This is a genomic window from Rhodococcus aetherivorans, assembly GCF_011058165.1.
Lineage (GTDB): Bacteria > Actinomycetota > Actinomycetes > Mycobacteriales > Mycobacteriaceae > Rhodococcus > Rhodococcus aetherivorans.
On the sequence record NZ_JAALEG010000090.1, the window covers coordinates 1 to 25,340 of the forward strand.

The following is a 25,340-nucleotide window of genomic DNA, read 5'->3' on the forward strand; positions in this document are numbered from 1 at the left end:
CCCCCGCCTCCCCCGTCGCCGCGGTCCCGCAGGTCGGTCACCGTCAGCCGCAGCCCGGCACAACGCAGCAGGACGCGGGCGAACGCACGCTGGGCGGCGAGGCGCCCCGGGCGGGGCAGGAGCCGGCCGGCGGTCAGCAACGGGGCGGTTGCCAGGACCGCCACCACGAGCACCCAGCGCGCCGCCGCCGTGACGAAACTCACTCGCCCCGGATCGGCCGGAAGGCAGCCGGTGCCGCAGGGACTGGCCGGCATCCAGGCGTGGGCGCGGGTGTTCACGCCCGCGCTCCTGCGGCCGCCTCGGCGCTCTCGGCGGCGGTCCGCAGCCGCTCGAGGTAGCGCGCGTTGGCTCCGGCGAGGCTCTGCAGCGCGACGAAGTCGGCCACCCCGAAGTCGGGGTCGTGGGCGGGCTCGCCGCAGATGCGAGCACCGAGCCGCAGATACCCGCGCAGCAGCGGCGGCAGCACCGGCCGCCCGGGTGACGGGATGTCGTCGAGGGGGCGGCCGTCGACGACGACCGGGGTCCGGGGAAGCACCCGCCGGGCCGGCTCGACGGAGTGCCGGGCCAGCAGCACGTCGCGCACTCCCCGGACGTTGGCGCCGGGCACGTCGGACGGGTGGGTGCGCATCGGCACCGACACGCACCCCATGACCCAGTTGTGCCCGGTGAGTTGCAGGTAGTGCAGGATCCCGGCCCACATCAGCGACAGGACCGAGCCGGAGCGGTGGGCGGGGTCGACGCAGGCGCGGCCCATCTCCACCGCCCGCAGACCGTCGGGATCGAGGGCGGTGAGATCGAATTCGGTGGCGGTGTAGTAGCCCCCGGCGGCGCGTGCGGCCTCCGGCGGCAGCATCCGGTAGCAGCCCACCACCGCGCCGGTGTGGTTCTCGCGCACCAACAGGTGGTCGCAGTACTCGTCGAAGCGGTCGGCGTCGAGGCCCGCGGGCATGCCTGCCGGGAGGTGGAATCCGGGTTCGGCGGCGAAGACGCGGTAACGCAGCCGCTGTGCGGCCTCGCGATGTTCGCGGTCGGCGGACACGAGCAGGGAGTACCGCGGCCCCGACAGCACCGCCTCCGACAGCCCCGGGTTCCGGGCCGGCACCAGCAAAGTGGTCATGGCGCAATGTGTATCGAGCCGGTACGTCGCGGCAGGGGCGGCACGGTGTCGCCTCCGTGCACGTCCGGTGAACATGCCCGGGTACGCGTGCGGCCCCGCACCCTGGACGGGTGCGGGGCCGCGGCGGGACCTCGGGATCAGCCCTTGTGCTTCTTGATCTCCTCGGTCAGCTGCGGAGCGACGTTGAACAGGTCACCCACGACGCCGTAGTCCGCGATCTCGAAGATCGGGGCCTCTTCGTCCTTGTTGACCGCGACGATCGTCTTGGACGTCTGCATGCCGGCCCGGTGCTGGATGGCGCCGGAGATGCCCAGCGCCACATACAGCTGCGGCGAGACGGTCTTGCCGGTCTGACCGACCTGGAACTGACCCGGGTAGTAGCCGGAGTCGACGGCGGCGCGGGAGGCACCGACGGCGGCACCGAGCGAGTCGGCGAGGTCCTCGACGACGCTGAACTTGTCGGCGCTGCCGACGCCGCGGCCGCCGGAGACGACGATCGACGCCTCGGTCAGCTCGGGACGGTCGCCGCCCACGATCGGGTTGCGCGCGGTGATCTTGACCGCGTTCTCCTCCTGCGCCGGCACCTCGACGTCCACGCGCTCGGCGGCGCCGGCCTGCGGCTGCGCCTCGACGGCACCCGGACGCACGGAGACGACCGGCACCTCGCCGTTGGCCTTGGCGTCGACGGTGTACGCGCCACCGAAGATCGAGTGCACGGCCGAACCGTCGGACTTGACGTCGATGACGTCGCAGAGCAGACCGGAGCCGATGCGCGCGGCGAGGCGGCCCGACACCTCCTTGCCCTCGACGCTGGCGGCGGTGATCACCGCGGCGGGGCTGGCGGACTCCACGAGCGAGGCCAGCACGTCGACCTTCGGGGTCACCAGGTAGCCCTCGATGTCGTCGGACTCGGCGGCGTAGACCTTGGCGGCGCCGGCGGCGGCGAGCGCGTCCTGCAGCTTGTCGGCGGTGCCGGCCGGACCGGTCACGACCGCGGCGGGCTCACCCAGCGCACGGGCGGCGGTGATCAGCTCGGTGCTGACCTTCTTCAGCGCGCCCTCGGCGTGCTCGACGAGCACGAGTACTTCTGCCATTGCTCTTTCTCTCCCTTGGGTATGTCTGCTGTGTCGCGTGGGCGCGATCAGATGATCTTCTGGCCGACGAGGTACGCGGCGATCTTGCTGCCGCCGTCACCCTCGTCCGCGACGCGCTCACCAGCGGTACGCGGGGGCTTCGGGCTGACACCGGTGACGGTGCTGCCGGCGTTGGCCACGCCGAAGATCTCGGGGTCGAGCCCGATGTCGGCGAGAGTGAGGGCCTGAACTTCCTTCTTCTTGGCGGCCATGATGCCCTTGAAGGACGGGAAGCGGGGCTCGTTGATCTTCTCGGTGACCGAGACGATGGCCGGCAGCGTGGCCTCGAGGGTGAAGACACCCTCGTCGGTCTCGCGCTCGCCGCTGACCTTGCCGTCGGCGACGGTGAGCTTGCGCATGTGGGTCAGCTGCGGCAGGCCGAGGTACTCGGCGATGATCGCCGGCACGGCGCCCATCCGGCCGTCGGTGGCCTCGTTGCCGGCGATGACCAGGTCGACGCCCTCGATCTGGCCGAGAGCCGCCGCGAGCGCGTACGCGGTCTGGATCGCGTCGGAGCCGTGGATGGCCGGGTCGTTGAGGTGGATGGCCTTGTCGGCACCCATGGACAGCGCCTTGCGGATCGCGTCGGTGGCGCGGTCCGGACCGGCGGTGAGCACGGTGACCTCCCCGCCGTCGCGCTCCTTGATGAGCAGGGCTTCCTCGACGGCGCGCTCGTTGATCTCGTCGAGCACCGCGTCGGCGGCCTCGCGATCGAGCGTGAAGTCGCCGTCGCTGAGCTTGCGCTCGGACCACGTGTCGGGGACCTGCTTGATCAAAACGACGATGTTCGTCATGGGTCTACGTCGACCTCCTGTGTATGACTGCCTGGGATCGGCGAGGCGCAACGCCTTGACCGAGCTCTCGTGCTTCGCACGGGGGTGTGCGATAGATTACCTCACGCTAAGTTACCCGCTGGTAACTTGGATGGGAACCTCGTTCACCATAACCACACGAAGGGAGCCGCACGGCTGTGATCTGGACCACCGATGACGAGGTCGACAAAGGTGGGGCTAATGTCTGGGCGGTGAGCGAATCCCCCGTCCCCGCCGGCGACGCCCCTCAACTGCCACTCACCGGCGAGCGCACCGTTCCCGGCATCGCGGAGGAGAACTACTGGTTCCGCCGCCACGAGGTGGTCTACCGCGACCTGCTGCCCCGGTGCGCCGGCCGCACCGTGCTCGAGGCGGGCGCCGGCGAGGGCTACGGCGCCGACATGATCGCGGGCGTCGCCACCGCCGTCGTCGGCCTCGACTACGACGAGAGCGCCGTCGCGCACGTGCGCGCCCGCTACCCGCGCGTGGACATGCGGCACGCCAACCTCGCCGACCTGCCCCTCGCCGACGCCTCCGTGGACGTTGTCGTCAACTTCCAGGTCATCGAGCACCTGTGGGACCAGTCCGGGTTCCTGCGCGAATGCCACCGCGTGCTCCGGGACGGCGGCGAACTGCTGATCAGCACCCCCAACCGCATCACGTTCTCCCCCGGCCGCGACACCCCGCTCAACCCGTTCCACACCCGCGAGCTGAACGCCGCCGAACTCACCGAACTGCTCGAGGGAGCCGGCTTCCGCGTCGCCCTGACGACCGGGGTGCACCACGGCCCCGCCCTGCGCGCCCTCGATGCCAAGCACGGCGGCTCCTTCATCGACGCCCAGATCGAGCGCGCTCTCGCCGGCGAGCCCTGGCCCGCCGGCCTGACCGCAGACGTCGCGGCCGTGACGGTCGACGACTTCCTCCTCGCGCCCGAGAACATCGACGCCAGTCTGGATCTCGTCGCGATCGCGGTGAAGGATCCGGCGCGGTGACCACTCCCGCCACCCGGCGGGAACCGGGACTGTTCGCGCTGGTGCTGCACTCGCACCTGCCGTGGCTCGCCCACCACGGTCGCTGGCCGGTCGGCGAGGAATGGCTCTACCAGTCCTGGGCCGCGACGTATCTCCCGGTGACCGACGTCCTGCGCCGGCTTGCCGCCGAGGGCCGCACGCGCCTGGTCACCCTCGGGGTGACGCCCGTGCTCGCCGCTCAGCTCGACGACCCCCACTGCCTGACCGGGATGCACCACTGGCTCGGCAACTGGCAGCTGCGCGCCCACGAGGCCGCGGGCATGCGGGAGCCGGCCTACCGTGCGCTCGGAGCCCGCGAGCACCGGCATGCCGCCGCAGCCCTCGAACAGTTCGAAACCCGTTGGCGTCACGGCGGATCCCCGGTGTTCCGCGAACTCGTCGACGCCGAGGCGGTCGAACTGCTGGGCGGGCCGCTGGCCCATCCCTTCCAGCCTCTGCTCGATCCCCGCCTGCGGGCGTTCTCCCTCGCCGAGGGACTGGCCGACGCGCATGCCCGCTGGGCGCACACACCGCAGGGCATCTGGGCGCCCGAGTGCGCGTTCACCCCCGGCATGGAGGCCGGATACGCCGCCGCCGGCGTCGGGCACTTCATGGTGGACGGTCCCGCCCTGCGCGGCGACACCACGCTCGGCCGGACCGTGTGGGACTCCGACGTCGTCGCCTTCGGCCGGGATCTGCAGGTGTCCTACCGGGTCTGGTCGCCGAAGTCCGGCTACCCGGGCCACCCCGCCTACCGGGACTTCCACACCTACTGCCACGACACCGGGCTCAAGCCCGCCCGCGTGACCGGCCGCACCGTCGCCCCACAGGACAAGGCGCCCTACGACCCCGATCTGGCGTCCGCGGCCGTCGACCGCCACGTGGCCGACTTCGTCGACACGATCCGCCGCCGACTGCGCCGCGAGTCCGACCGCATCGGGCGCGACGCCCTGGTGGTCGCCGCCTTCGACACCGAGCTGTTCGGCCACTGGTGGCACGAGGGCCCGCTGTTTCTCGAACGGCTGCTCCGGGCGCTGCCGGAGGCGGGCATCGAGGTGGGCACTCTCGCCGACGCACGCGACCGCGGGTACGTGGGAGCACCCGTCGACCTGCACGACACCTCGTGGGGGTCCGGGAAGGACTGGCGGGTGTGGGCCGGCGAGCAGGTTCGCGACCTCGTACAGCTCGACGAGGAGGTCGTGCGCACCACGCTCGACACCCTGGACAAGGCCCGCGGCGCCGCCGGGGCCGGCCGCCCCGCGCTGCGCAACCGGGTGCACGACCAGATGCTGCGCGAGGCGCTGCTGACGGTGTCGAGCGACTGGGCATTCATGGTCAGCAAGGACACCGCGGCCGGATACGCGCGGGACCGGGCCCACAAGCACGCCCACGCGTTGCGCGAGATCGCCGCGGCGGTCGCCGCAGGCCGCGACGAGACGGCGGCGCGCCTGGCCGCCGGCTGGAACCGGGCCGACAATCTGTTCCCCGGGCTCGACGCCCGCCGCCTGCCCGACCGGATGGGAGCCCCCTCGTGAAGGTGCTGATCGTCTCCTGGGAGTACCCGCCCGTCGTCGTCGGCGGCCTCGGCCGGCACGTGCACCACCTCGCCACCGAGCTCGCCGCCGCCGGCCACGAGGTGGTCGTGCTCTCCCGGCGGCCCACCGGCACGGACGCCACCACCCACCCCACGATCAGCCACATCGCCGAGGGCGTGCTCGTGGTGGCCGTCGCCGAGGACCCACCGCACTTCGACTTCGGCGAGGACATGCTCGCCTGGACGCTCGCGATGGGTCATGCCATGGTGCGGGCGGGGCTGAGCCTGACCAAGGGCGGCATCGGCGACGGCTGGTACCCGGACGTGGTGCACGCGCACGACTGGCTCGTCGCACACCCCGCCGTCGCGCTCGCCGAGTTCTTCGACGTACCGCTGGTGTCCACCCTGCACGCAAGCGAGGCCGGCCGGCACAGCGGCTGGCTGTCGGGCCGCGTGAACCGGCAGGTGCACTCGGTGGAGTGGTGGCTCGCCAACGAATCCGATCGGCTCATCACGTGTTCGGCATCGATGAACGAGGAGGTCGCCGCGCTCTACGGGCCGGACCTGCCGCCGGCGACGGTGATCCGCAACGGAATCGACGTCACCGCGTGGTCCTACCGGGAGCGGGCGCCGCGTTCCGGGCCGCCGCAGCTGCTGTTCGTCGGCCGCCTCGAGTACGAGAAGGGCGTGCAGGACGCGATCGCCGCCCTCCCCCGGATCCGGCGCACGCACCCCGGCACCACCCTCGTCGTCGCCGGGGAGGGCACCCAGTTCGACTGGCTGCGCGAGCAGGCGCGCGTGCACCGCGTCGCGCGGTCGGTGACGTTCGTCGGCAACCTCGACCGCATCGAGCTGCTCGGGTGGCTGCACCGCGCCGATGCGATCGTCCTGCCGAGCCGCTACGAACCGTTCGGGATCATCGCACTCGAGGCCGCGGCCGCCGGGACGCCACTCGTCGCGTCGACGGCCGGCGGCCTGGGAGAGGCCGTCGTCGACGGCTCGACCGGCCTCTCGTTCGCACCCGGCGACGTCGCGGGGCTGGCGTCGGCGGTCCGGCGGACCCTCGACGACCCCGCGGCCGCCCAGCGACGGGCGCGGGCGGCGCGCGAGCGGCTCACGGAGGACTTCGACTGGCGGCTGGTGGCCACCGAGACCGCCCGTGTGTACTCGGAGGCGAAACGTCGTGTGCGCCATCCGCTTCCGCGACCGACGATTCCCCAGCGGCCGTTGCCCGGCCGGTGACCGGCGCTGCCGGCCCGCGTCACCGGGACGGCAGCAGCGGAGGCTCGCGGTGCGCCCAGGGCCGGGCCCGCTCGAGCTGTGCCGCGAGCGACAGCAGCAGTCCCTCCGAGCCCAGCGGCCCGAGAAACTGCACGCCCAACGGCAATCCCGCCGCGGTCCAGTGCAGTGGCACCGAGATCGCCGGGCGCCCGGTGATGTTCGCGAGCTGGGTGTACGGCGTCCGGGCGAGGTTCTCGTCGACGATGCGGTCCATCAGCCCGGCCCACCGCGCCGCGCGGCCCAGCCGCGCCGTCACGATCAGGCGCGCGGCCCCCTGGAGCGCGGGCGGCGTGGCCAGTTCCCCCACGCGCGCCGGCGGATACGCCAGGGTCGGCGTGAGCAGCAGGTCGTACCGCTCGTGGAACGCGCCGAGCTGCTGCGTATACCCGTTCCACCGGCGCAGCGAGGCGAGATAGTCCGAGGGCCGCACGGAGTCGCCGAGCGCGGCGAGGAACCGCGTGTCGGGCTCGAACGCGTCGGGGGCGCACCCGGTGCGCAGGCGCGCCTGCCGGACGTCGGCGGCGAGCCAGGCGAACCACATCGTCAGCCAGTCGGTGGACAGCCGCCGCTCGTCGATCCCCGTCGCCGCGGGTTCGACGGCGTGGCCCAGCTCGGCGAGCAGCGCCGCGGCGTTCTCGACGGCCGTGACGGCCTCCGGGTCGACGCCGGTGCCGATCGGGGAGTCCGTCGCGAACCCGATGCGCAGCGTCCGCGGTGGGGTACTCGCCGCGGACGCATACGACTCCTGCGGTGCCGCCGTGAGATAGGGCCCGTTCGGGTCCGGACCGGCCAGCACGTCGAGCATGGCTGCCGCGTCGCGCACCGTGCGCGTGACGACCCCGTTGCTGACCGCCCCGTGCCGGTCCTCGTCCACCTCGGGTCCGCTCGGCACCAGGCCCCGGCCCGGTTTGAGCCCGACCAGCCCGCAGCAGGCGGCCGGAATGCGGATCGAGCCGCCGCCGTCGTTCGCGCCGGCCGCCGGGACCACGCCGGCGGCGACCGCCGCCGCGGATCCGCCGGAGGACCCGCCCGGCGTGTGCGCGGGATTCCACGGGTTGCGGGTGGGACCGTTCGCCACCGGCTCGGTCACCCCCTTGACCCCGAACTCCGGAGTGTTCGTCTTGCCGAAGAGGACGAGGCCCGCGTCCAGCCAGCGATCGACGACCAGCGCGTTGCGCACGGCGGGCAGCTCCGCCAGGGACCTGCTCCCGCTGCCGGTCGGAATCCCCGCGACGTCCTGGAGAAGATCCTTGACCAGGAACGGCACCCCCGCGAACGGACCCTCGAGGCGCTCCGCGGCCCGGCTGCGCGCCTGCTCGTCGAGCCGGCGTACGACGGTGTTCAGTGTGGGCTCCACCGCGTCGAGCCGGGCGAGGGCCGCGTCGAGCAGTTCGCGCGGCGTGACCTCGCGGCGGGTGACGAGTTCGGCGAGCCCCACGGCGTCGTAGCGGCGGTAGTCGGCGTAGTCCATCGCAGGCGCCCCGGATCAGGACCCGGGTTCCGCCGCCGGTTCGCGGCCCGCCTTCTTGCGCGCGATGTCCTCGAGCGCGGCGACGTACGCGGCCCGGTCTGCGGCACCGGACTCCCAGTCCGTGCGGCGGTTCCTGACCACCTTGGCCGGCGATCCGACCGCGATGCTGTAGTCCGGGATGTCGCCCTTGACCACCGCGTGCGCGCCGAGGACGCAGCCGCGGCCGGTGCGGGTGCCGCGCAGCACCGTGACCTTCGTCGCGATCCAGGTGTCGGGTCCGATCCGCACGGGGCTCTTGACGATCCCCTGATCCTTGATCGGGTACGTGATGTCCTCGGTGCGGTGGTCGAAGTCGCAGATGTAGCACCAGTCGGCGACGAGTGTGGAGGCGCCGATCTCGATGTCGAGGTAGGTGTTGACGACGTTGTCCTTGCCGAAGACCACCTTGTCGCCGATGCGCAGCGACCCCTCGTGACAGCGGATGGCATTGCCGTCGCCGATGTGCACCCACCGGCCGATCTCGAGCCGGGACAGCTCGGGGACGGAATGGATCTCGACGTTCTTGCCGAGGAACACCATGCCGCGCAGGATCACGTGCGGGTTGGCGAGCTTGAACTTGGCGAGCCGGTAGTACCGGACCAGGTACCACGGCGTGTACGCCTTGTGCGCCAGCACCCATCGCAGCGAATCGACGGTCAGGAATCGGGCCTGATCGGGATCCCGCCGACGAGAACCCCGCCACCTCGTGCGCAACGGTGCGCCCCACATGCTCGTCATGGTTGCCAGCGTACGGTCCGCCTCGCGCATCGAGTGCGCCACCCGGCCCGATAGTGTGGCCCATCGGGTCATTCGAGCCATGGCGAGGAGATGAGTGATGCGGGCTGCCCTGCGGACGGTGATGCTGACGGTCTCGGCGGCACTGGTGTTGACCGGATGCGGCAGCGACGGCGGCCCGGTCGACGTTCTCGCCGCCGGGGCGTGGCCGGGTCGGTACGCCGACGCCCGCAACAGCAACACCGCGCCCGCCGACGGGCTGCGCGACCTCGCGCCCGCCTGGTCACGTCCGCTCGGCGGCGCCGTCACCGCGCCCGCGAGCGTCGCGGCGAACGGACAGATCTTCGTCACCGCCGCGACCGCCGCCGGCTGCAACCTCGTCTCGTTCCAGATCGACACCGGCCGCAAGCGCTGGTGCACCCGCCTCGCGCCGGGTGTCACCGGGGTGACTCCCACCGCCGACGGCGTGGCCAACATCTACGTCGGCGAGGAGGGGGCGATGGTGTCGTTCAACGAGCACGGCCAGCGGCGCTGGCGGATCCCGGTGAGCGGGACGCCGGGCACCGCACAGTTCACCGGCGACGGAAACCTCGTGTTCGTCACGCATTTCGGTCAGGTCAACGTGCTCGACCCGCAGACGGGCAGGCACGCCGCCCCGATCTTCGACCTCGTGCCCACCCCCGGGGTGGCGGACGGGACGAACGTGCCACGGCTGCCCAACGACCACGGTCTGGCCGCATGTTTCGGCGGATCGGAGGACTGCCCGGTGGCCACCACCCCGGCGGTCGATCTCGGGACCGGCCGGATTCTGGTGACGCTGTGGCGGCCGGGCGCCGATCGCGCCGCCGTCGTGTCGATGCGCTACACCGGCGGCGACGATGCGCGGGTGGTCGAGGAGTGGTCGCAGCCGGAGCTTCCGGGCGGCGCGACGACCAGTCCCGTGCTGTCCGCGGACGGCGCCACGGTGTACGTGCACGACGGCGAGGGAGCCCTGTGGGCCCTCGATGCCGGGACCGGGACGCCGCGGTGGAGCCACGACCTCGGGTACACGGCCTCCACCGGACCGGCGGTGTCCGCCGACGGACTGCTGGTCCTCGCGCCGGGGGGCCGGACCGGCGACCTGGTGGCGCTGCGCGACACCGGTGAGGCGGCCGAACTCGTGTGGCGCCGCGGCGACGTGCGCCAGCTGGGGGTGCCGGCGCTGACCGCCGACGGCATCGGATACACGGTGGCCCGAGCCGACGACGGGTTGGCCGCGCTGGTGTTCGACGCCGCCAGCGGGGAGACGCTCGACGAGGAGACCCTGCCCGACGCGGCCGGATTCTCGGTCGGCACCGCGGTCGGGCCGGCCGGCGAGTTCGTCACGGCGACGCTGCCGGGCGACGTCTACGTGCTCCGCTGACCTTTCGCCGCGGGCGGCGACGGCTCAGCCGGCGATCTGGATGAGATTGCCGCAGGTGTCGTCGAAGACGGCGGTGGTGATGCCGCCCATTTCGAGGGGCTCCTGGGTGAATCGCACCCCGAGGCTGCGCAACCGCTCGTACTCGGCGCGCACGTCGTCGACCGCGAACGAGGTGAACGGGATACCGTCGGCGACGAGGGCCTCCTTGAACGGCCGGACGGCGGGATGGCCGTCGGGCTCGAGGACCAGTTCCGGCCCGTCCGGCTGCTGCGGCGAGACGACGGTGAGCCACCGCGCCTCGCCCAGGGGGACCTCGGTCTTCTTCACGAAACCCAGGACGTCGGTGTAGAAGGCGAGCGCCTTGTCCTGGTCGTCGACCAACACGCTGGTGAGGGTGACCTTCACTGCGACTCCTTTCGATGCGCGACCGTCCATCGGTCGGCGAGGCCCTGCAGTGGCGCAACGTCCACATGATGGAACTTCGATCGCCCCTCGCGGCGGGTCCGGACCAGCCCGGCCTCCTCGAGGATCGCCAGGTGCTGCGAGATCGCCTGCCGGGACGAGCCCAGGCCGTGCCGCGAGATCAGTCGTGTGCACAGCTCGAACAGCGTCTGGCCGTCCCGGTCGACGAGCTCGTCCAGGATGGCCCGCCGGGTCGGATCCGCCAGCGCTTTGAAGACGTCGACCACACCGTCGAGAATACGCAAGTATTTGCTTGCATATCAAGACCCGCACCGGAACGACCCACCCGGCCGGGACAGGGCTCAGCGACTGGGTTCGCAGACGAACGCCGTCGGGGTGCGGCCGATCCGCGTGAGCACGACGCTCAGCGACCGCGATCCGCGCAGCTTCAGCCGCGGCCGGAGCACCGCCGGATCGACGTCGACCCCTCGCACGAGAATCTCCGCCACCCCACAGTCCATCGACGAGAGCGATTGCCGGAGAGTCTTTTCCGTGTACTTCAGTCGATCGAGAACGCGGAATCCCCGCACCCCCGCGGGGAGGGTGTCGCCGGTGAGATACGCGATCCGCGGATCGAGCTGCCACAGGCCGTGGGCGGCCGCGTAGTGCCGCACCAGCCCCGCACGCACGATCGCCCCGTCGGGATCGACGATCCACTCCCCCGGTTCCCGCTCGGGGATCTCGTCCGGCTCCGCGTCGGTGATCTCGAATACGGCGCCGTCCGAACGCAACACACTCGCCCGTCGCCGCACGCCCGGCGTGGCCAGACCCGGGGAGTACAGGCATGCCTCGCGGACGCCGCCGTCGAGCGAGACCACCTCGACCTCCCCCGCCCAGTCCAGCGCATCGAAATCCAGTCCGGGGGCACACTTGACGGCCAGGTCCCGTCCGGCGTAGGCGTCGAGCAGGTCGGGCAACGGCGGCATCAGGGCCGCCGGGTCGTGCGTGCGCCGGCCCTCGGATCGGCGGGCCGGATCGGCGATCACGGTGGTACCGCGGGTGATCGGGCGCAGCGCGTCGGCGCGGGCCAGTGCCGCCCCGGGGACGTTGTGGGCGGCCATCGCGAGGCGAACGGGGTCGAGATCGCTGCCGACCACCGCCTCCGCGACCCCCACCAGGGCCGCCAGCTCGGCGCCGATCGAGCACGTCACGTCGTGGACGCGCCGGCCGGCGAGCCGGCGGGCCCGATGCGCGGCGACGGACGCCGGCGTCGCCTGCTGCAGCGCGTCGTCGGTGAACAGCCAGCCGCCGGCAGCGGGCAGCTTCGCGACCGCCCTGCGGCGCAACAGCACCGTCTCGGTCAGCGGCGCGGTCAGGTCGGCGAAACGCGTACGCGCCCAGCCGATGTCGGCTAGGCGCGTCCGCGCGGACAGCTCCCGGGCGGCCACCTCCGCGAGATCGGCCGCGCCCTGCGACGAACGCAGGTACGCGACGTCGGCGAGGGTGAACGCGTAGCCCACACTACTTGCCGGGCTTCACGCCGGTGATCATGACGTTGTAGAAGAAGCTGCGCGGGACCACGTGCCTGAGGACCTTCTCGTCCACCCAGCTGAGCGTGCGCCACCCGCCGAACGCGAAGCGCGCCCAGCCCCAGCCCAGCTTCTCCGCGGGCACCGCGGCCTCGAATGTGCGGACCGGCCAGCCCAGCAGCGCGGCCGCGAACTCCTCGCTGCTCGCCTTCACCTCGACCGCGCCGGCCGAAGCCGCCATCCGCTCCAGGTCCGACGGGTCGAAGGTGTGCAGGTCGACGACCGCCTCGAGCGCCGCGGCACGGGAGGACTCGTCGAGTTCGGCCTGCGGCCGCCGCCAGTCCCGCAGGAACGGCAGCTTCGTGACGTTGGTGGTGGCCTCCCACGTGAGGCGGCCGAGCCAGCGCGCGTAGAAGTTCCCGACCGTGCTGGGCTCGCCGGCGAAGACGAACCGGCCGCCCGGCTTCAGCACCCGCAGCACCTCCCGCAGCGACTGCTCGACGTCGGGGATGTGGTGCAGCACCGCGTGACCGACGACGAGGTCGAAGGTGTCGTCGTCGTACGGGATCGTCTCGGCGTCGGCCACCCGGCCGTCCACGTCGAGGCCGAGGTGCCCGGCGTTGCGCAGCGCCACCTTGACCATCCCGGGCGACAGGTCGGTGACCGAGCCGGTCCTCGCCACTCCGGCCTGCATGAGGTTCAGCAGGAAGAAGCCGGTGCCGCAACCGAGTTCGAGGGCCCGCTCGTACGGCAGGGGCTGGTCACCGGCGGCGGCGTCGAAACGACCCTTCGCGTAGTCGATGCAGCGCTCGTCGTAGGAGATCGACCACTTCTCGTCGTAGGTCTCGGCCTCCCAGTCGTGGTAGAGCACCTGCGCGAGCTTGGTGTCCCGAAGGGCGGCCGCCACCTCCTCGGCAGTGGCGTGCGGGTTCGGCGCGGGGTCGACCCCGTCGGTCCTGCTTGCAGTCATGAAGGGCATCCTACCCATCGGTAAGGAATGAACAAGTTCCAGTTCCGGGGTGCCTACTCCCCGACGAACTCGGCCTTACCCGGGCCGTTGGCGACGAAGGACTCCATGCCGATCGTGCGGTCCTTCGTCGCGAACAGGCCGGCGAAGACGTGCTGCTCGATCTTCAGCCCCGTGTCCAGGTCGGTGTCGAGGCCCTGGTCGATCGCGGCTTTGGCCGCCGCCAGTGCGCGGGTGGCGCCCCGGCTGAACTGCGACGCCCACGCGCGCGCCGCGTTGTACACCTCGTCCGGGGCGACGACCTCGTCGACCAGCCCCATCTGCAGGGCCTCGGCCGCACCGACGAAGCGGCCGGTGAACACCAGATCCTTCGCCCTCGACGGGCCGACGAGGCGGGCGAGGCGCTGGGTTCCGCCGCCGCCCGGGATGATGCCGAGCAGGATCTCCGGCACACCGACCTTCGCGTTGTCGCCGGCGATCCGCCGGTCCGCACCCAGCGCGAGCTCCAGGCCGCCCCCCAGCGCGTAGCCGGTGATCGCGGCCACCGTCGGCTTCGGGATCTCCGCCACCGACCCCAGCGCCGACTGCAGGTCCGCGATGATCTCGCTCATCTGCACGTAGCTCAGCTCGGCCATCTCCTTGATGTCCGCGCCGGCCGCGAACACCTTCTCACCGCCGTAGACGATCACCGCCTTGACGTCGGAGTTCACGGTCGCCTCGCGCGCAGCGGCCCGGATCTCCTCCTGCACCTGCCGGTTGAGTGCGTTCATCGGCGGCCGGTCGAGCCGGATGGTGCCGATACCGTCGGAGACCTCGAGTGTCACGAATTCAGCCATGAGGCACAGGCTAGTTGGCATCCCGGGCGGCCCACGGATGCGGCCCCGCCTCGTAGTAGCCGTCCTGCTCGGGGAACTCCACCCGGAGCTGTCCCTCCCAGGTGATCCGGGTCGGCAGGATCGGCGTGATCTGCGGCTCCGCAGCGAGGATCTCCGCGACCGAGCCGAACCGTGACAGGGCCGTCAACTGGCTCCAGGTCGGGGGCAGCAGCACACTGCCGCCCTCCTGCCAGTGCGCGATCGCCTCCTGCGGAGTCTGCCACCGCACCTCGTCGGCCTCGCTCGTCTCGCCGTCGGCGATCTGTCCCTCGGGGGCCGCCGCGACGAAGAACCTCGTGTCGTAGCGACGACCCTCTCCGACCGGCGTGATCCAGTTCGACCACGGCCGCAACAGGTCCGCACGCAGCACCAGCCCCTCACGTTCGAGGAACTCGCCGAAGGTGAGCTCCCGAGCCTCGAGCTGCCTGCGGGCCTCCCCGAACGGTGTCGTGTCCGCCACCACGGTGTCCGGTGTCGCACCGGCGAGCAGCACCCCGCACTCCTCGAACGTCTCGCGCACGGCCGCGAGGACGAGCGCCTGCGCGAGCGTCTCGGAGGTGCCGAACCGCTCCGACCACCAGGGCACGGGCGGTCCCGCCCACGCCACCGTCGCAGCGCTGTCCGACGGGTCGACGCCGCCGCCGGGAAACACCGTCATGCCGCCGGCGAACGCCATGCCGCGCACGCGCTGCAGCAGGAACACCTCGACGCCACGGTCGCCGTCCCGGACGAGGATCACCGTCGAGGCATCCTTGAGCGGCATCGCCGCTGCACCCGCGGGTTCTCCCGAACGTTCGATAGCCATACTCACAAGTTACGGCATGACGTGACGCACAACTCATCCACCCGGCTGCTCCGCGCGGCGGTGTGCTCGGCCGCGGCTCCGCTACGCGCGGCGGTGTGCTCGGCCGCGGCTCCGCTACGCGCGGCGGTGACCTCGGCCGCGGCTCCGCTACGCGCGGCGGTGACCTCGGCCGCGGCTCCGCTCCGCTACGCGCGGCGGTGCCTCCCGGGCTGGTACGTGCGGCGCGCGAAGAACCGGCCGTCCGCCTTGTCGAGCGTGATCGCCTGGCTGAACGCATCGCTGAGGTTCTCACCCGTGATCACGTCGTCGAGCAGACCCTGCGCCACCACCTGCCCCTCCTTGAGCAGCATCGCGTGGGTGAAGCCCGGCGGGATCTCCTCCACGTGATGGGTGATCAGCACGATCGCCGGAGCGTCCGGGTCGGCCGCCAGCACGCCGAGCCGCGCCACGAGCTCCTCACGACCACCGAGGTCCAGGCCGGCGGCGGGCTCGTCGAGCAGCAGCAACTCCGGATCCGTCATCAGCGCCCGGGCGATGAGCACGCGCTTGCGCTCACCCTCGGAGAGCGTGCCGTAGGTGCGGTCGGCGAGATGCTCGGCGCCGAGGCTTTCGAGCATCTCCACGGCGCGTGCGCTGTCCACCTCGTCGTACCGCTCGCGCCAGCGCCCCAGCACGCCGTACCCCGCGGAGATCACCAGGTCCACGACCTTCTCGTCGCCCGGCACACGGTTCGCCAGCGCCGACGACGACATCCCGATCCGGGGCCGCAGCTCGGACAGGTCGGTCTTCCCGAACGTCTCCGCCAGCACGTGCGCCGTCCCCGATGTGGGGAATGTCTCCGCTGCGGCCACCCGCAGCAGCGACGTCTTACCCGCCCCGTTCGGACCGAGGATCACCCAACGTTCGTCGAGTTCCACCTTCCAGGACACGGGACCGACGAGGACGTTGCCGCCCCGCCGCACGAGCACGTCGTCGAATTCGATGAGCAGATCGGGATCAGGTTTTGCCACGCCGACCATCTTTGCGTACGCGCACGAGCGGTTCACGGCAGGATCGCTTCCGTGTCGTACCCCTCGCCTCCACCGCACCCCTCCCCCGCACCCGGCGAGCCGCCGGTGGGACCTGCCGTCGCCCGGTCCGACGCCGGTCCCTTCCCGCTGGGCGCCTTTCCCGGCGACGACGGGACGCGGTTCGCCGTGCACGCGCCCCACGGCAGCCGTGTTCAGCTCTGCCTGATCGACGACGCCGGCCGCGAGGAACGCATCGACCTGCCGGACAAGACGTACGGCGTCTGGCACGGCGCGGTGCCGGGGGTCCGCCCGGGCCAGCGCTACGGCTACCGCGTGCACGGCGCGTGGCAGCCCCGGACCGGGCTACGTGCCAATCCGCACAAGCTGCTGCTCGACCCGTGGGGCCGGCAGCTGACCGGTGACATCGGCGACACGGCCCGCTTGCTCGGCTACGAGCGCACCCCGTTCGGCGATGCGTCGACCGTGGACTCCCTCGGCCACACACCGCTGTCGGTGGTGGCCGACAACCCCGGCCGGGCCCGGCACAACCGTCCCGGCACGCCGTGGGAGCAGACGGTGATCTACGAACTGCACGTCGGCTCCTACACCGCCCGCCATCCCGCCGTCCCCGAGCAGTGGCGCGGCACCTATCTGGGCCTGACGGCGCCGGCCGTGCTCGAACACCTGGTCGGCCTGGGGGTCACCGCCGTCGAACTGCTGCCCGTGCACGCCTTCCTCACCGAACCACCCGTACGGGATCGCGGCATGCGCAACCACTGGGGTTACTCCACCGCGTCGTACTTCGCGCCCCACCCGGGCTACGCGGCCACCCCCGGCAACGAGATCGCGGAGTTCCGGACGATGGTCGACACGCTCCACGAGGCGGGCCTCGAGGTGATCCTCGACGTGGTCTACAACCACACCTGCGAATGGTCGGTGGACGGCCCGCACGTGTCCTGGCGCGGCCTCGACGCGCCCGGCTACTACCTCCTCGACGCCACCGGCCACGACATCGACCTGACGGGCTGCGGCAACACCGTCGACGGCAGTTCCCCGGTGGCGGTGCGGATGATCTGCGACAGCCTGCGGTACTGGGCGACGGAGATGGGTGTGGACGGCTTCCGGTTCGACCTGGCCAGCGCGCTCGCCCGGCCGCGAGGCGGCGACTTCGATCCCCGGGCGGCGGTGTTCACCGCCATTACCACCGACCCCGTCCTGACCCGGCTCAAGCTGATCGCCGAGCCCTGGGATGCGACCCTGCCCGGCTACCAGCTCGGCAACATCGGTCCCCAGTGGTCGGAGTGGAACGATCGTTACCGCGACTCGGTGCGGCGCTTCTGGGCGCGCGGTGCGGGAATCCGGGAGGTCGCCTCCCGGCTCGCGGGCTCGGAGGACCTCTACGGCCGGCACACCCACCGGCCGTGGATGTCGATCAACTTCGTCACCGCGCACGACGGTTTCACGATGGCCGACCTTGTCAGCTACCGGCGCAAGCACAACGAGGCCAACGGCGAACAGGGCCGTGACGGTAGCGACAACAACGAATCCGTCGACCACGGCGTCGAAGGACCCACGGACGATCCGCGGATCGTGGCCGCCCGGGCCCGGCACGTGCGTGCGCTGCTCGCCACCCTGCTGCTGTCGACCGGCACCCCGATGCTGCTCGCCGGCGACGAGTTCGGGCACTCCCAGGGCGGCAACAACAATGCCTATTGCGTGCCCGCCGACGTCCCGGTCCGCGACGCCTGGCCACTCGACTGGGAGCACGCGGACCAGGAACTCGTCGAGTTCGTGCGGCAGACGTTGCGTCTGCGCAAAGTGGTGCCGGTGCTGCGTCAGGGCCGCTTCTTCGACGGCAGGGCCCGCCAGGTCGGCTACCCCGACCTGGTGTGGTTCGGCGCGGACGGAAGGGAACTGCAGGAGGCGGACTGGCTCGACGAGAACCGGCGGACGCTGCAGGCGTGGGTGGACGGCTCGCAGCTGGGCACGGTCACCCGCGCGGGCGTTCCGCTGACGGACAGCAGCGGCCTGCTCGTGCTGCACGCAGGCGGCCCCACCACCCTGACCCTCGGCCGGGCCGAGTGGTACCACGGTGCGATGGTGTGCGCCTTCGACTCGAGCTCCGTCGACGGAGAGCCCGCGGATCTCACGCCGCTGCCCGCCGGCTCGACGTTCCCGCTGACCGGGCCGACGCTGCTGGTGTTCCGGATCGCGACGTGATCAGCCCGGCACGGCGACGACCGTCACCGACCCCGGCGCCACCTCGGTGAATCCCGCGTCCCGTACCGCCACGGCGGTGCCGGCGTCGACTCGCTCCGTCAGGTACCGCCACCGGGCGGGGTCGGCGTCGCGCACGGCACACACGAACCCGGAGTCGGCCCATGCGCCGGCGCGCTCGACGTCCAGGGCCCCGGCCAACAGCATCGCGGCGTGGCCGACCTGTGCCGCGGCCTTCCCGACGGTCATGCCGAGCGCGGCGTCGATCCACAGCACCGGAACTCCGGCGGGCGGATCGTCCGGGGTGTCGTGGGGCAGATCGGTGCCGCCGATCTGCAGCCGCGAGATGCGCGGATCGAGAGCGCCGACGGGCCCCGGGACCAGTGCCCGGGCGTGTGCCCCCCGGTGTTCGACGGTGATTCCGTCGACCTCCTGCGCGGCGCGCCACTGGGCACCGCGGGCGCGACGGCTGACCTTGCGGATGCGCGCGTCGGTCCACGCGAGGTAGGGCTCGCGCCACGGGCCGGGTTCACCGGCCGGCCCGGTCCCGACGCGTGGGTCCAGGCACAGCGCGATCGTCGCCATCGCAGCAGCCTCGAGCAGCGCGCTACGGGAGGGCGGATCCTGCTTGGGGATGTGCAGCACGATCGGCATCGCGAGCACCGCCCCGGGGTCCTCCGGGTCCGGTCGATGCCCGTAGCCGCGGGCGAGGACACCGTGGCGAGCCACGAAATCCGCACCGTGGCGAGCCACGAAATCCGCACCGTGGCGCGTCACGACATCCGCACCGTGGCGAGCCACGACGTCGGGACCGAGCGGGGCCGTGGCCTCAGGCACCGGTGTCGAGGGGCACGCGGCGCAGGGTGCCGTCGACCCGGTCGGCGGCCTCCACCTCGTCGCGGGTGACGCCGAGGACGAACAGCACCGCGTCCAGGTACGGGTGGGACAGCGCGGTGTCCGCGACCTCGCGTAGCGCCGGCTTGGCGTTGAAGGCGATGCCGAGCCCTGCCGCGCCGAGCATGTCGATGTCGTTGGCGCCGTCGCCGACCGCGACGGTCTGCTCGATCGGCACGCCGGCCTCGGCGGCGAACTCCCGCAGGGCACGGGCCTTGGCGGCGCGGTCCACCACCTCGCCGACGACGCGGCCGGTGAGCTTGCCGTCGACGATCTCGAGCGTGTTCGCCCGGACGAAGTCCAGTTCGAGTTCGTGGGCGAGGCCGTCGATGACCTGCCGGAAGCCACCGGAGACGACGCCGCATCGGAAGCCGAGCCGGCGCAGCGTGCGGATGGTGGTCCGGGCGCCGGGGGTGAGCTCGAGGTTCTCGGCGACCTCGTCGATCACCGACGCGGGCAACCCGGCCAGGGTCGCCACCCGCTGGTTCAGCGACTCGGTGAAGTCGATCTCCCCGCGCATCGCGGCCTCGGTGACGGCGCGGACCTTGTCCTCCACGCCGGCGTGCGCGGCGAGCATCTCGATGACCTCGCCCTGGACGAGGGTGGAGTCGACGTCGAACACGATCAGCCGCTTCGAGCGGCGGGCGAGACCGGCGCGCTCCACGGCGATGTCGACACTGAGGCCCGCGGCGACCTCGGCGAGCCCGGCGCGCAATCGGACGTCGGCCTCGGCGCCGGGGTCGGCCGCGGTCACCATGAGTTCGAGACCTGTCACCGGATAGTCGGCGATGCCCCGGATCGAGTCGATGTTGGCGCCCTGCCGCGCGAGCTCACGACCCACCGAACGCAGCGCCCGGGCGCTGACGGGACTGCCGAGGACCACAACGGCGTGGGTGGACACGGTCGAGCCGATACCCGGCTCGACACCGGTCTGCACCTGGGCGTGCATGCCGATGGTGGCCATGGCGGCCTCGATCTCGTCCTGCAGGGCATCGGGATCGGCGGGGCAGGAGACCAGCACACCGAGGGTGAGCCGGCCCCGGATCACGACCTGCTCGACGTCGAGCAGATCGACCTCGTGCCGGGTGAGCGCCGCGAAGAGCACAGAGGTCACGCCGGGATGGTCCGGCCCCGTCACAGTCACCAGCATCGCGGTGTCAGACGCCACCTACGTCTCCGATCCTTCGTCCGTCGCGGCACATGCTCACTCATTGTGCCAGGTGAACGCGGTGCCGAACGAGCAGGGGTCCACCCCGGAAGAATGCGCGAGGCCCCGCCCGTCGGGACGGGCGGGGCCTCGGGAAGCGTCGATCCGGTGTGCGGATCAGCGGTCGGCGGGGGTCCTCTCGGCACCCTCGCTCAGCGCCACATGGTTGTGCTTGTTGCTGCCCGGACCGACGTGCGCCTCGGCGCGGATGCGGTCCACCATGTGCGGGTAGTGCAGCTCGAACGCCGGGCGCTCGGAGCGGATGCGCGGCAGCTCGGTGAAGTTGTGCCGCGGCGGCGGGCAGCTCGTCGCCCACTCGAGGGAGTTGCCGTAACCCCACGGGTCGTCGACGGTCACGACCTGGCCGTACCGGTAGCTCTTGAACACGTTCCACAGGAACGGCAGGGTCGAGGCGCCGAGCACGAAGGCACCGACGGTCGAGATGATGTTCAGGGTGGTGAACCCGTCCGAGGGCAGGTAGTCGGCGTAGCGGCGCGGCATGCCCTCGTTGCCCAGCCAGTGCTGCACCAGGAACGTGGTGTGGAAGCCGAGGAAGGTCAGCCAGAAGTGCCACTTGGCGAGACGCTCGTCGAGCATGCGTCCGGTCATCTTCGGGAACCAGAAGTAGATGCCGGCGTAGGTGGCGAACACGATGGTGCCGAAGAGCACGTAGTGGAAGTGCGCGATGACGAAGTAGGAGTCCGTCACGTGGAAGTCGAGCGGCGGGCTGGCGAGGATGACGCCGGACAGGCCGCCGAACAGGAAGGTGACGATGAAGCCGACCGAGAACAGCATCGGCGACTCGAACGTCAGGTGGCCCTTCCACATGGTGCCGATCCAGTTGAAGAACTTCACGCCGGTGGGCACCGCGATCAGGAAGGTCATGAAGGAGAAGTACGGCAGCAGCACGGCGCCGGTGGCGTACATGTGGTGCGCCCACACCGCGATCGAGAGCGCCGCGATGGCCAGGGTCGCGTAGACCAGGCCGGTGTAGCCGAAGATCGGCTTGCGCGAGAAGACCGGGAAGATCTCCGAGACGATGCCGAAGAACGGCAGCGCGATGATGTACACCTCGGGGTGGCCGAAGAACCAGAACAGGTGCTGCCACAGCATGACGCCGCCGTTGGCGGGGTCGAAGATGTGCCCGCCCAGGTGGCGATCGACGAAGAGGCCGAAGAACGCGGCGGTCAGCAGCGGGAACGCCAGGAGGATGAGCACGCTGGTGATGAGGATGTTCCAGGTGAAGATGGGCATCCGGAACATCGTCATGCCGGGGGCGCGCAGGCACACGACGGTGGTGATGAAGTTGACCGCACCGAGGATGGTGCCCAGACCCATCACGCCGAGGCCGAGGACCCAGAAGTCACCACCGACGCCGGGCGAGTGCAGCTCACTGGTGAGCGGGCTGTAGGCAGTCCAGCCGAAGTCGGCCGCACCACCGGGGGTGATGAAGCCGGCGGTCACGATCGTCGCGCCGAACAGGTACAGCCAGTAGCTGAACGAGTTCAGACGCGGGAACGCGACGTCGGGCGCGCCGATCTGCAGCGGCAGGATGTAGTTCGCGAAGGCGAACACGACCGGGGTCGCGTACATCAGCAGCATGATCGTGCCGTGCATGGTGAACAGCTGGTTGTACTGCTCGTTCGACAGGAACTGCAGACCCGGGACCGCGAGCTCGGTGCGGATGAGCAGAGCCATCACGCCACCGATGAGGAAGAACGCGAACGAGGTGACCATGTACATGATCCCGAGCATCTTGGGATCCGTGGTCGTGATCATCTTGTAGAAGAACGAGCCCTTGGGTCCCTGCCGCGGCGGGTACGGCCTCGCTGCAGCTATCTCCGGGACTGGCTGGGGCGCTACGGCAGTCACTAATCCTCCTGATTGCGCGCTCGACTCGCAGTGCGAGACGAACGTTCTCTGGCTTGCGCTGATCGAATCGTAGACGGTGCGACCACCGCACGCTCACCGGGTCCTACTCAGTGTCGTACTCGGCGGTCGAGCATACCGGCGGGGGTCTGTGACCCACGCAACCCGGGGCCGTGGCACACCTCACCGAGCACACGGTTTCGCCCGCACACTAAGGTAAGCGTTCCCTAACTGTTTGCGATCCCGAGAGACGAGGTCCACCGTGTATCCCCTCCCCCTGCGCCGCGGCATCGCCGCCCTGGCGGCGTCCCTGACCGCGGCCGTGCTGCTCGCGGGCTGTTCCTCCGGCGAGACGGCCGAGCAGACCCCCGCCACCGCGGGCTTCCCACGCACCGTCGAGCACTTCCGCGGAACGACCACCGTCGAGTCCCAGCCGCTGCGGGTCGTCGCGCTCGACACCAGCTACGCGGACGCGACGCTGCTGCTCGAGTCCGACCTCGTCGGCTACGTCGACTACCGCACCGAGGGACTGCCCGACTACCTCGGTGACAGCCGCCGGCAGTTCGCCGCCGAGGCCACCTCCGTCGGTGCGGTCTCCGACGCGAGCCTGGAGAAGATCGCCGCGCTGCACCCCGACCTGATCCTGTCCGCCGACGTGCGCGACGGCGAGAACTACGACAAGCTCTCCGCCATCGCGCCCACGGTCTTCTCCGAGAGCACCGGGCCGACGTGGAAGGACAACATCCGTCTCGCCGCGCGGGCCCTCGGCAAGGAGAACCTCGCCGAACAGAAGATCGCCGACTACGAGGCCCGGGCGAAAGCCATCGGCGACGAGATCAACGCCACAGCCGGCAACCCCACCGTCTCGGTGGTCCGCTTCGCCGGTGAGCCCACCGCCCGCCTCTACCGCACCACGTCGTTCAGCGGCATCGTCCTCGAGGACGCCGGCCTGGCCCGCCCCGCGAGCCAGGGACCCGACCCGGCCGATCCGAGCAGCATCATGAACGCGATCAGCCCCGAACTCATCGGCGAGGCGGACGCGAATGTGATCTTCGTCAGCATGTACCGCGACGGGGAGGGCAAGTCCGAGGCGGCGGCGCAGCCGTTCCTCTCCAACCCGCTGTGGCAGAACCTGCGCGGCCGGAAGGTGGACGTGGACGACAGCCTGTGGATGACGCCGGTGTCCATCCAGGGCGCGCACGAGATCCTCGACGACCTCGCCGAGGCGTTCGGGGTCGATCCGCACACCAGTTAACCTGGACCGTCCCCTAGACAGGAGTGGTCGTATGCCCGCAGCGTCCCGGTCTCGCGCCGTCACGTGCACCGTCGCCCTCGCCGCCGTCGCGGCACTCGGGTTGGCGGGATGCGCGGAGGCGACGGACGATCCGGCGAGCAGCATCGTGCGCACCACCACCCGCATCGCCGGGGCGGCCGTCGTCGGGATCGAACGCGACACGACCACCGCGTGCGCGCTCCCCAGCCCCCCGGACCCGGGGCAGCCCGCCGGCGGCACCCGGTCGGTGATCCACACCGGCGGCGTCTCCGAGGTGCCCGCCGACCCGCAGCGGATCGTCGTGCTCGACGCCGCCGCGATGGACGCGGTGTGCGCCCTGGGCCTGTGGGAGCGGGTGGTCGGCACGACCACCGACGTCGCCCGGGCCGAGTACCTGGGCACGGGGATCGCGACGCTGCCGTCGGTGGGCACCACATCGGCGCCCGACGTCGCGCTCATCGACGGCGTGGAGCCGGACCTCATCCTCGGCTCGTCCGCCGACCCGGAGCTCTACCGCCGGCTCGGCACCGTCGCGCCGACGGTGCTCGTCGGCTCCGACCCGGTGTTCTGGCGGCAGCAGTTCCTCCGCGCCGGCGAAACACTCGGACGCTCGCAAGCGGCCGGCCGCGTGCTCGACGACTACCGCGCGACCGCGACGGACGTCGGCAAGGCGGTGACCGCGTCGCAGACCCAGGCGTCGATCGTGCGGTTCAACGGCGACGGCGCCGTCGTCGAGGGCACCGCCTCGTTCGCCGGACAGGTCCTCGCCGACGCCGGCGCCGCGCGCCCGCCCGCACAGCGGTTCGGTGTGCAGGACGGGCGCGCGGACGCCCCGCTCGACGAGGCCGACCCGGCCGCCGCGGAGGGCGACCTGATCTACGTCCGCTTCGCCGGCGAGGACGGCGTCGCGCACGGCAGCGAGGTGATGGACTCCGAGGCGTGGCTCGAGCTCGGGGCGGTCACCGACAGCCGGCTGTTCGCGGTGGACGACCTGGTGTGGTCCACGCCCGGCCCGGTGGCCGCGAAGGCCGTCCTGACGGATGTGCGCAACACCCTCAACGGCTATTCCAACTGAGTCGACCTCGTCGAAAGGCGCCCGGGGACATGCCTATTCCGGAGTTCGTCGCGCAACTGCGCGCACAGGTCGGTCCCGCGCCGCTGTGGCTGCCCGGCGTCAGCGCCGTCGTCGTCGACCCCGACGGACGGGTGCTGCTGACCCGTCGCGCGGACAACGGCCTGTGGGCCGTGGTCTCGGGCATCCTGGAACCCGGCGAGGAACCCGCCGTCGCGGCCGTGCGCGAGGTGCGGGAGGAGACCGGCGTCGACGCCGAGATCGTCCGGCTCACGAGCGTGGACGTGACCGCTCCGATCACCTATCCCAACGGGGACGTCGCGCGGTACCTGGACGTGTGCTTCCTGATGCGCCCGACGGGTGGCGTGGCCCACGTCGCCGACGACGAGAACCTCGAGGTGGCCTGGTTCGCGCCGGATTCGTTGCCGCAGAACATGACCGCCACGTCGGTGCTGCGCCTGGAGAAGGCGCTGCGGGACGTGCCGGAGGCGTGGTTCCGCCGCCCCTGACGGTGCGCCTGACGCCCACCTGACGGCCGAATGTCACACGTGCTCGATCAGGGCTGACTCAGGTGGTCCATGCGACACGCTCCCTGACCAGGGGAGATGTCAGTGGGTCGAGCAGCACGAGAGGCGAAGAAGGCTAGGTTCTTCGCCATGCGCATGACGAAGGTGTCGATCGCCAAG

General features: G+C 71.4%; 23 protein-coding genes and 1 pseudogene. 8 read left to right on the forward strand and 16 right to left on the reverse strand.

All coding sequences use genetic code 11. From position 1 onward, the window contains the following. The 4 genes and pseudogenes from G6039_RS25155 to G6039_RS25170 form a co-directional block, all read right to left on the reverse strand. Positions 1 to 278, reverse strand: a pseudogene (locus tag G6039_RS25155) (lysophospholipid acyltransferase family protein); the annotation flags it as partial. Continuing rightward, complete coding sequence (locus tag G6039_RS25160; protein WP_043799672.1) at positions 275 to 1,117, reverse strand: GNAT family N-acetyltransferase; 843 nt, start codon at positions 1,115 to 1,117, stop codon at positions 275 to 277. The gene G6039_RS25160 and the pseudogene G6039_RS25155, both read right to left, overlap by 4 nt. A 137-nt stretch (positions 1,118 to 1,254) precedes the next feature. Then, a complete protein-coding gene (locus G6039_RS25165; protein WP_006933196.1) occupies positions 1,255 to 2,211 on the reverse strand; it encodes an electron transfer flavoprotein subunit alpha/FixB family protein in 957 nt (318 codons plus the stop codon). Between the two features lie 47 nt (positions 2,212 to 2,258). Continuing rightward, positions 2,259 to 3,044, reverse strand: coding sequence for an electron transfer flavoprotein subunit beta/FixA family protein (locus G6039_RS25170; RefSeq protein WP_006933194.1), 786 nt, complete (start codon positions 3,042 to 3,044; stop codon positions 2,259 to 2,261). 230 nt (positions 3,045 to 3,274) lie between these two features. On the opposite strand from G6039_RS25170, the gene G6039_RS25175 reads away from it, so the two are divergent. From G6039_RS25175 to G6039_RS25185, 3 genes are read left to right on the forward strand one after another with little or no spacing between them, the layout of a single operon-like run. Beyond that, complete coding sequence (locus tag G6039_RS25175; protein WP_230304485.1) at positions 3,275 to 4,054, forward strand: class I SAM-dependent methyltransferase; 780 nt, start codon at positions 3,275 to 3,277, stop codon at positions 4,052 to 4,054. After that, entirely contained in the window at positions 4,051 to 5,607 is a 1,557-nt protein-coding gene (locus G6039_RS25180; RefSeq protein WP_043799677.1) for a 1,4-alpha-glucan branching protein domain-containing protein, read from the forward strand. The genes G6039_RS25175 and G6039_RS25180 overlap by 4 nt, the downstream gene beginning before the upstream one ends. Beyond that, positions 5,604 to 6,848 carry a glycosyltransferase family 4 protein gene (locus G6039_RS25185; protein WP_006933189.1) on the forward strand — a complete coding sequence of 415 codons (1,245 nt, stop codon included), beginning with the start codon at positions 5,604 to 5,606 and terminating at the stop codon, positions 6,846 to 6,848. Before G6039_RS25180 ends, G6039_RS25185 begins: the two co-directional genes overlap by 4 nt. Positions 6,849 to 6,867: 19 nt before the next feature. On the opposite strand, the gene G6039_RS25190 is transcribed toward G6039_RS25185, so the two are convergent. Next, the gene (locus G6039_RS25190; protein WP_029544460.1) at positions 6,868 to 8,358 is read right to left on the reverse strand and encodes an amidase; all 1,491 of its coding nucleotides are present in this window, start codon (positions 8,356 to 8,358) and stop codon (positions 6,868 to 6,870) included. A gap of 15 nt (positions 8,359 to 8,373) precedes the next feature. Further along, on the reverse strand, positions 8,374 to 9,135 hold the full coding sequence (locus tag G6039_RS25195; RefSeq protein ID WP_029544462.1) for an acyltransferase: 762 nt from the start codon (positions 9,133 to 9,135) through the stop codon (positions 8,374 to 8,376). 97 nt (positions 9,136 to 9,232) lie between these two features. Between G6039_RS25195 and G6039_RS25200 the strand changes: the two genes are divergently transcribed. Continuing rightward, positions 9,233 to 10,534, forward strand: a complete 1,302-nt coding sequence (locus tag G6039_RS25200; RefSeq protein ID WP_043799682.1) for an outer membrane protein assembly factor BamB family protein — start codon at positions 9,233 to 9,235, stop codon at positions 10,532 to 10,534. Between the two features lie 24 nt (positions 10,535 to 10,558). On the opposite strand, the gene G6039_RS25205 is transcribed toward G6039_RS25200, so the two are convergent. The 7 genes from G6039_RS25205 to G6039_RS25235 all read right to left on the reverse strand — a co-directional run bounded on the left by G6039_RS25205 (position 10,559) and on the right by G6039_RS25235 (position 16,131). Then, positions 10,559 to 10,939, reverse strand: coding sequence for a VOC family protein (locus tag G6039_RS25205; RefSeq protein WP_006933183.1), 381 nt, complete (start codon positions 10,937 to 10,939; stop codon positions 10,559 to 10,561). Next, a complete protein-coding gene (locus G6039_RS25210; RefSeq protein ID WP_006933181.1) occupies positions 10,936 to 11,223 on the reverse strand; it encodes an ArsR/SmtB family transcription factor in 288 nt (95 codons plus the stop codon). Before G6039_RS25210 ends, G6039_RS25205 begins: the two co-directional genes overlap by 4 nt. 75 nt (positions 11,224 to 11,298) lie before the next feature. After that, positions 11,299 to 12,456 carry a THUMP-like domain-containing protein gene (locus tag G6039_RS25215; protein ID WP_006933179.1) on the reverse strand — a complete coding sequence of 386 codons (1,158 nt, stop codon included), beginning with the start codon at positions 12,454 to 12,456 and terminating at the stop codon, positions 11,299 to 11,301. A gap of 1 nt (position 12,457) precedes the next feature. Continuing rightward, the gene (locus tag G6039_RS25220; protein ID WP_029544469.1) at positions 12,458 to 13,435 is read right to left on the reverse strand and encodes a class I SAM-dependent methyltransferase; all 978 of its coding nucleotides are present in this window, start codon (positions 13,433 to 13,435) and stop codon (positions 12,458 to 12,460) included. Between the two features lie 53 nt (positions 13,436 to 13,488). Next, positions 13,489 to 14,268: an enoyl-CoA hydratase-related protein gene (locus tag G6039_RS25225; RefSeq protein WP_006933175.1), complete on the reverse strand. Its 780-nt coding sequence runs from the start codon at positions 14,266 to 14,268 to the stop codon at positions 13,489 to 13,491. A gap of 10 nt (positions 14,269 to 14,278) precedes the next feature. Continuing rightward, the gene (locus G6039_RS25230; RefSeq protein ID WP_006933172.1) at positions 14,279 to 15,112 is read right to left on the reverse strand and encodes an NUDIX hydrolase; all 834 of its coding nucleotides are present in this window, start codon (positions 15,110 to 15,112) and stop codon (positions 14,279 to 14,281) included. A gap of 185 nt (positions 15,113 to 15,297) precedes the next feature. After that, the gene (locus tag G6039_RS25235; protein WP_037201771.1) at positions 15,298 to 16,131 is read right to left on the reverse strand and encodes an ABC transporter ATP-binding protein; all 834 of its coding nucleotides are present in this window, start codon (positions 16,129 to 16,131) and stop codon (positions 15,298 to 15,300) included. A gap of 96 nt (positions 16,132 to 16,227) precedes the next feature. Here G6039_RS25235 and glgX point away from each other — a divergent pair, with 96 nt between their 5' ends. Beyond that, positions 16,228 to 18,342, forward strand: coding sequence for a glycogen debranching protein GlgX (gene glgX / locus G6039_RS25240; RefSeq protein ID WP_006933169.1), 2,115 nt, complete (start codon positions 16,228 to 16,230; stop codon positions 18,340 to 18,342). Here the strand turns inward: glgX and G6039_RS25245 are convergent, their stop codons facing one another. The 3 genes from G6039_RS25245 to ctaD form a co-directional block, all read right to left on the reverse strand. Then, positions 18,343 to 19,116, reverse strand: coding sequence for a peptidyl-tRNA hydrolase (locus G6039_RS25245; RefSeq protein WP_029544475.1), 774 nt, complete (start codon positions 19,114 to 19,116; stop codon positions 18,343 to 18,345). Between the two features lie 52 nt (positions 19,117 to 19,168). Continuing rightward, complete coding sequence (gene serB, locus G6039_RS25250) at positions 19,169 to 20,383, reverse strand: phosphoserine phosphatase SerB (RefSeq protein ID WP_170914110.1); 1,215 nt, start codon at positions 20,381 to 20,383, stop codon at positions 19,169 to 19,171. A gap of 174 nt (positions 20,384 to 20,557) precedes the next feature. Further along, positions 20,558 to 22,312: an aa3-type cytochrome oxidase subunit I gene (gene ctaD / locus G6039_RS25255; RefSeq protein WP_075288606.1), complete on the reverse strand. Its 1,755-nt coding sequence runs from the start codon at positions 22,310 to 22,312 to the stop codon at positions 20,558 to 20,560. 259 nt (positions 22,313 to 22,571) lie between these two features. Here ctaD and G6039_RS25260 point away from each other — a divergent pair, with 259 nt between their 5' ends. The 3 genes from G6039_RS25260 to G6039_RS25270 are packed head-to-tail and all read left to right on the forward strand — an operon-like array spanning position 22,572 to position 25,163. Then, positions 22,572 to 23,564, forward strand: coding sequence for an ABC transporter substrate-binding protein (locus tag G6039_RS25260; protein WP_029544479.1), 993 nt, complete (start codon positions 22,572 to 22,574; stop codon positions 23,562 to 23,564). Between the two features lie 31 nt (positions 23,565 to 23,595). After that, a complete protein-coding gene (locus tag G6039_RS25265; RefSeq protein ID WP_006940535.1) occupies positions 23,596 to 24,657 on the forward strand; it encodes an ABC transporter substrate-binding protein in 1,062 nt (353 codons plus the stop codon). A gap of 29 nt (positions 24,658 to 24,686) precedes the next feature. Beyond that, the gene (locus tag G6039_RS25270; RefSeq protein WP_006940537.1) at positions 24,687 to 25,163 is read left to right on the forward strand and encodes an NUDIX hydrolase; all 477 of its coding nucleotides are present in this window, start codon (positions 24,687 to 24,689) and stop codon (positions 25,161 to 25,163) included. Positions 25,164 to 25,340 lie beyond the last annotated feature (177 nt).

What these genes read in the sequence shown, in the direction of transcription:
- G6039_RS25160 (WP_043799672.1), bottom strand. Translation starts at nt 1,117, where the DNA reads ATGACCACTTTGCTGGTGCCGGCCCGGAACCCGGGGCTGTCGGAGGCG.
- G6039_RS25165 (WP_006933196.1), bottom strand. Translation starts at nt 2,211, where the DNA reads ATGGCAGAAGTACTCGTGCTCGTCGAGCACGCCGAGGGCGCGCTGAAG.
- G6039_RS25170 (WP_006933194.1), bottom strand. Translation starts at nt 3,044, where the DNA reads ATGACGAACATCGTCGTTTTGATCAAGCAGGTCCCCGACACGTGGTCC.
- G6039_RS25190 (WP_029544460.1), bottom strand. Translation starts at nt 8,358, where the DNA reads ATGGACTACGCCGACTACCGCCGCTACGACGCCGTGGGGCTCGCCGAA.
- G6039_RS25195 (WP_029544462.1), bottom strand. Translation starts at nt 9,135, where the DNA reads ATGACGAGCATGTGGGGCGCACCGTTGCGCACGAGGTGGCGGGGTTCT.
- G6039_RS25200 (WP_043799682.1), top strand. Translation starts at nt 9,233, where the DNA reads ATGCGGGCTGCCCTGCGGACGGTGATGCTGACGGTCTCGGCGGCACTG.
- G6039_RS25220 (WP_029544469.1), bottom strand. Translation starts at nt 13,435, where the DNA reads ATGACTGCAAGCAGGACCGACGGGGTCGACCCCGCGCCGAACCCGCAC.
- G6039_RS25225 (WP_006933175.1), bottom strand. Translation starts at nt 14,268, where the DNA reads ATGGCTGAATTCGTGACACTCGAGGTCTCCGACGGTATCGGCACCATC.
- G6039_RS25230 (WP_006933172.1), bottom strand. Translation starts at nt 15,112, where the DNA reads ATGGCTATCGAACGTTCGGGAGAACCCGCGGGTGCAGCGGCGATGCCG.
- G6039_RS25235 (WP_037201771.1), bottom strand. Translation starts at nt 16,131, where the DNA reads ATGGTCGGCGTGGCAAAACCTGATCCCGATCTGCTCATCGAATTCGAC.
- serB (WP_170914110.1), bottom strand. Translation starts at nt 20,383, where the DNA reads ATGCTGGTGACTGTGACGGGGCCGGACCATCCCGGCGTGACCTCTGTG.
- G6039_RS25265 (WP_006940535.1), top strand. Translation starts at nt 23,596, where the DNA reads ATGCCCGCAGCGTCCCGGTCTCGCGCCGTCACGTGCACCGTCGCCCTC.
- G6039_RS25270 (WP_006940537.1), top strand. Translation starts at nt 24,687, where the DNA reads ATGCCTATTCCGGAGTTCGTCGCGCAACTGCGCGCACAGGTCGGTCCC.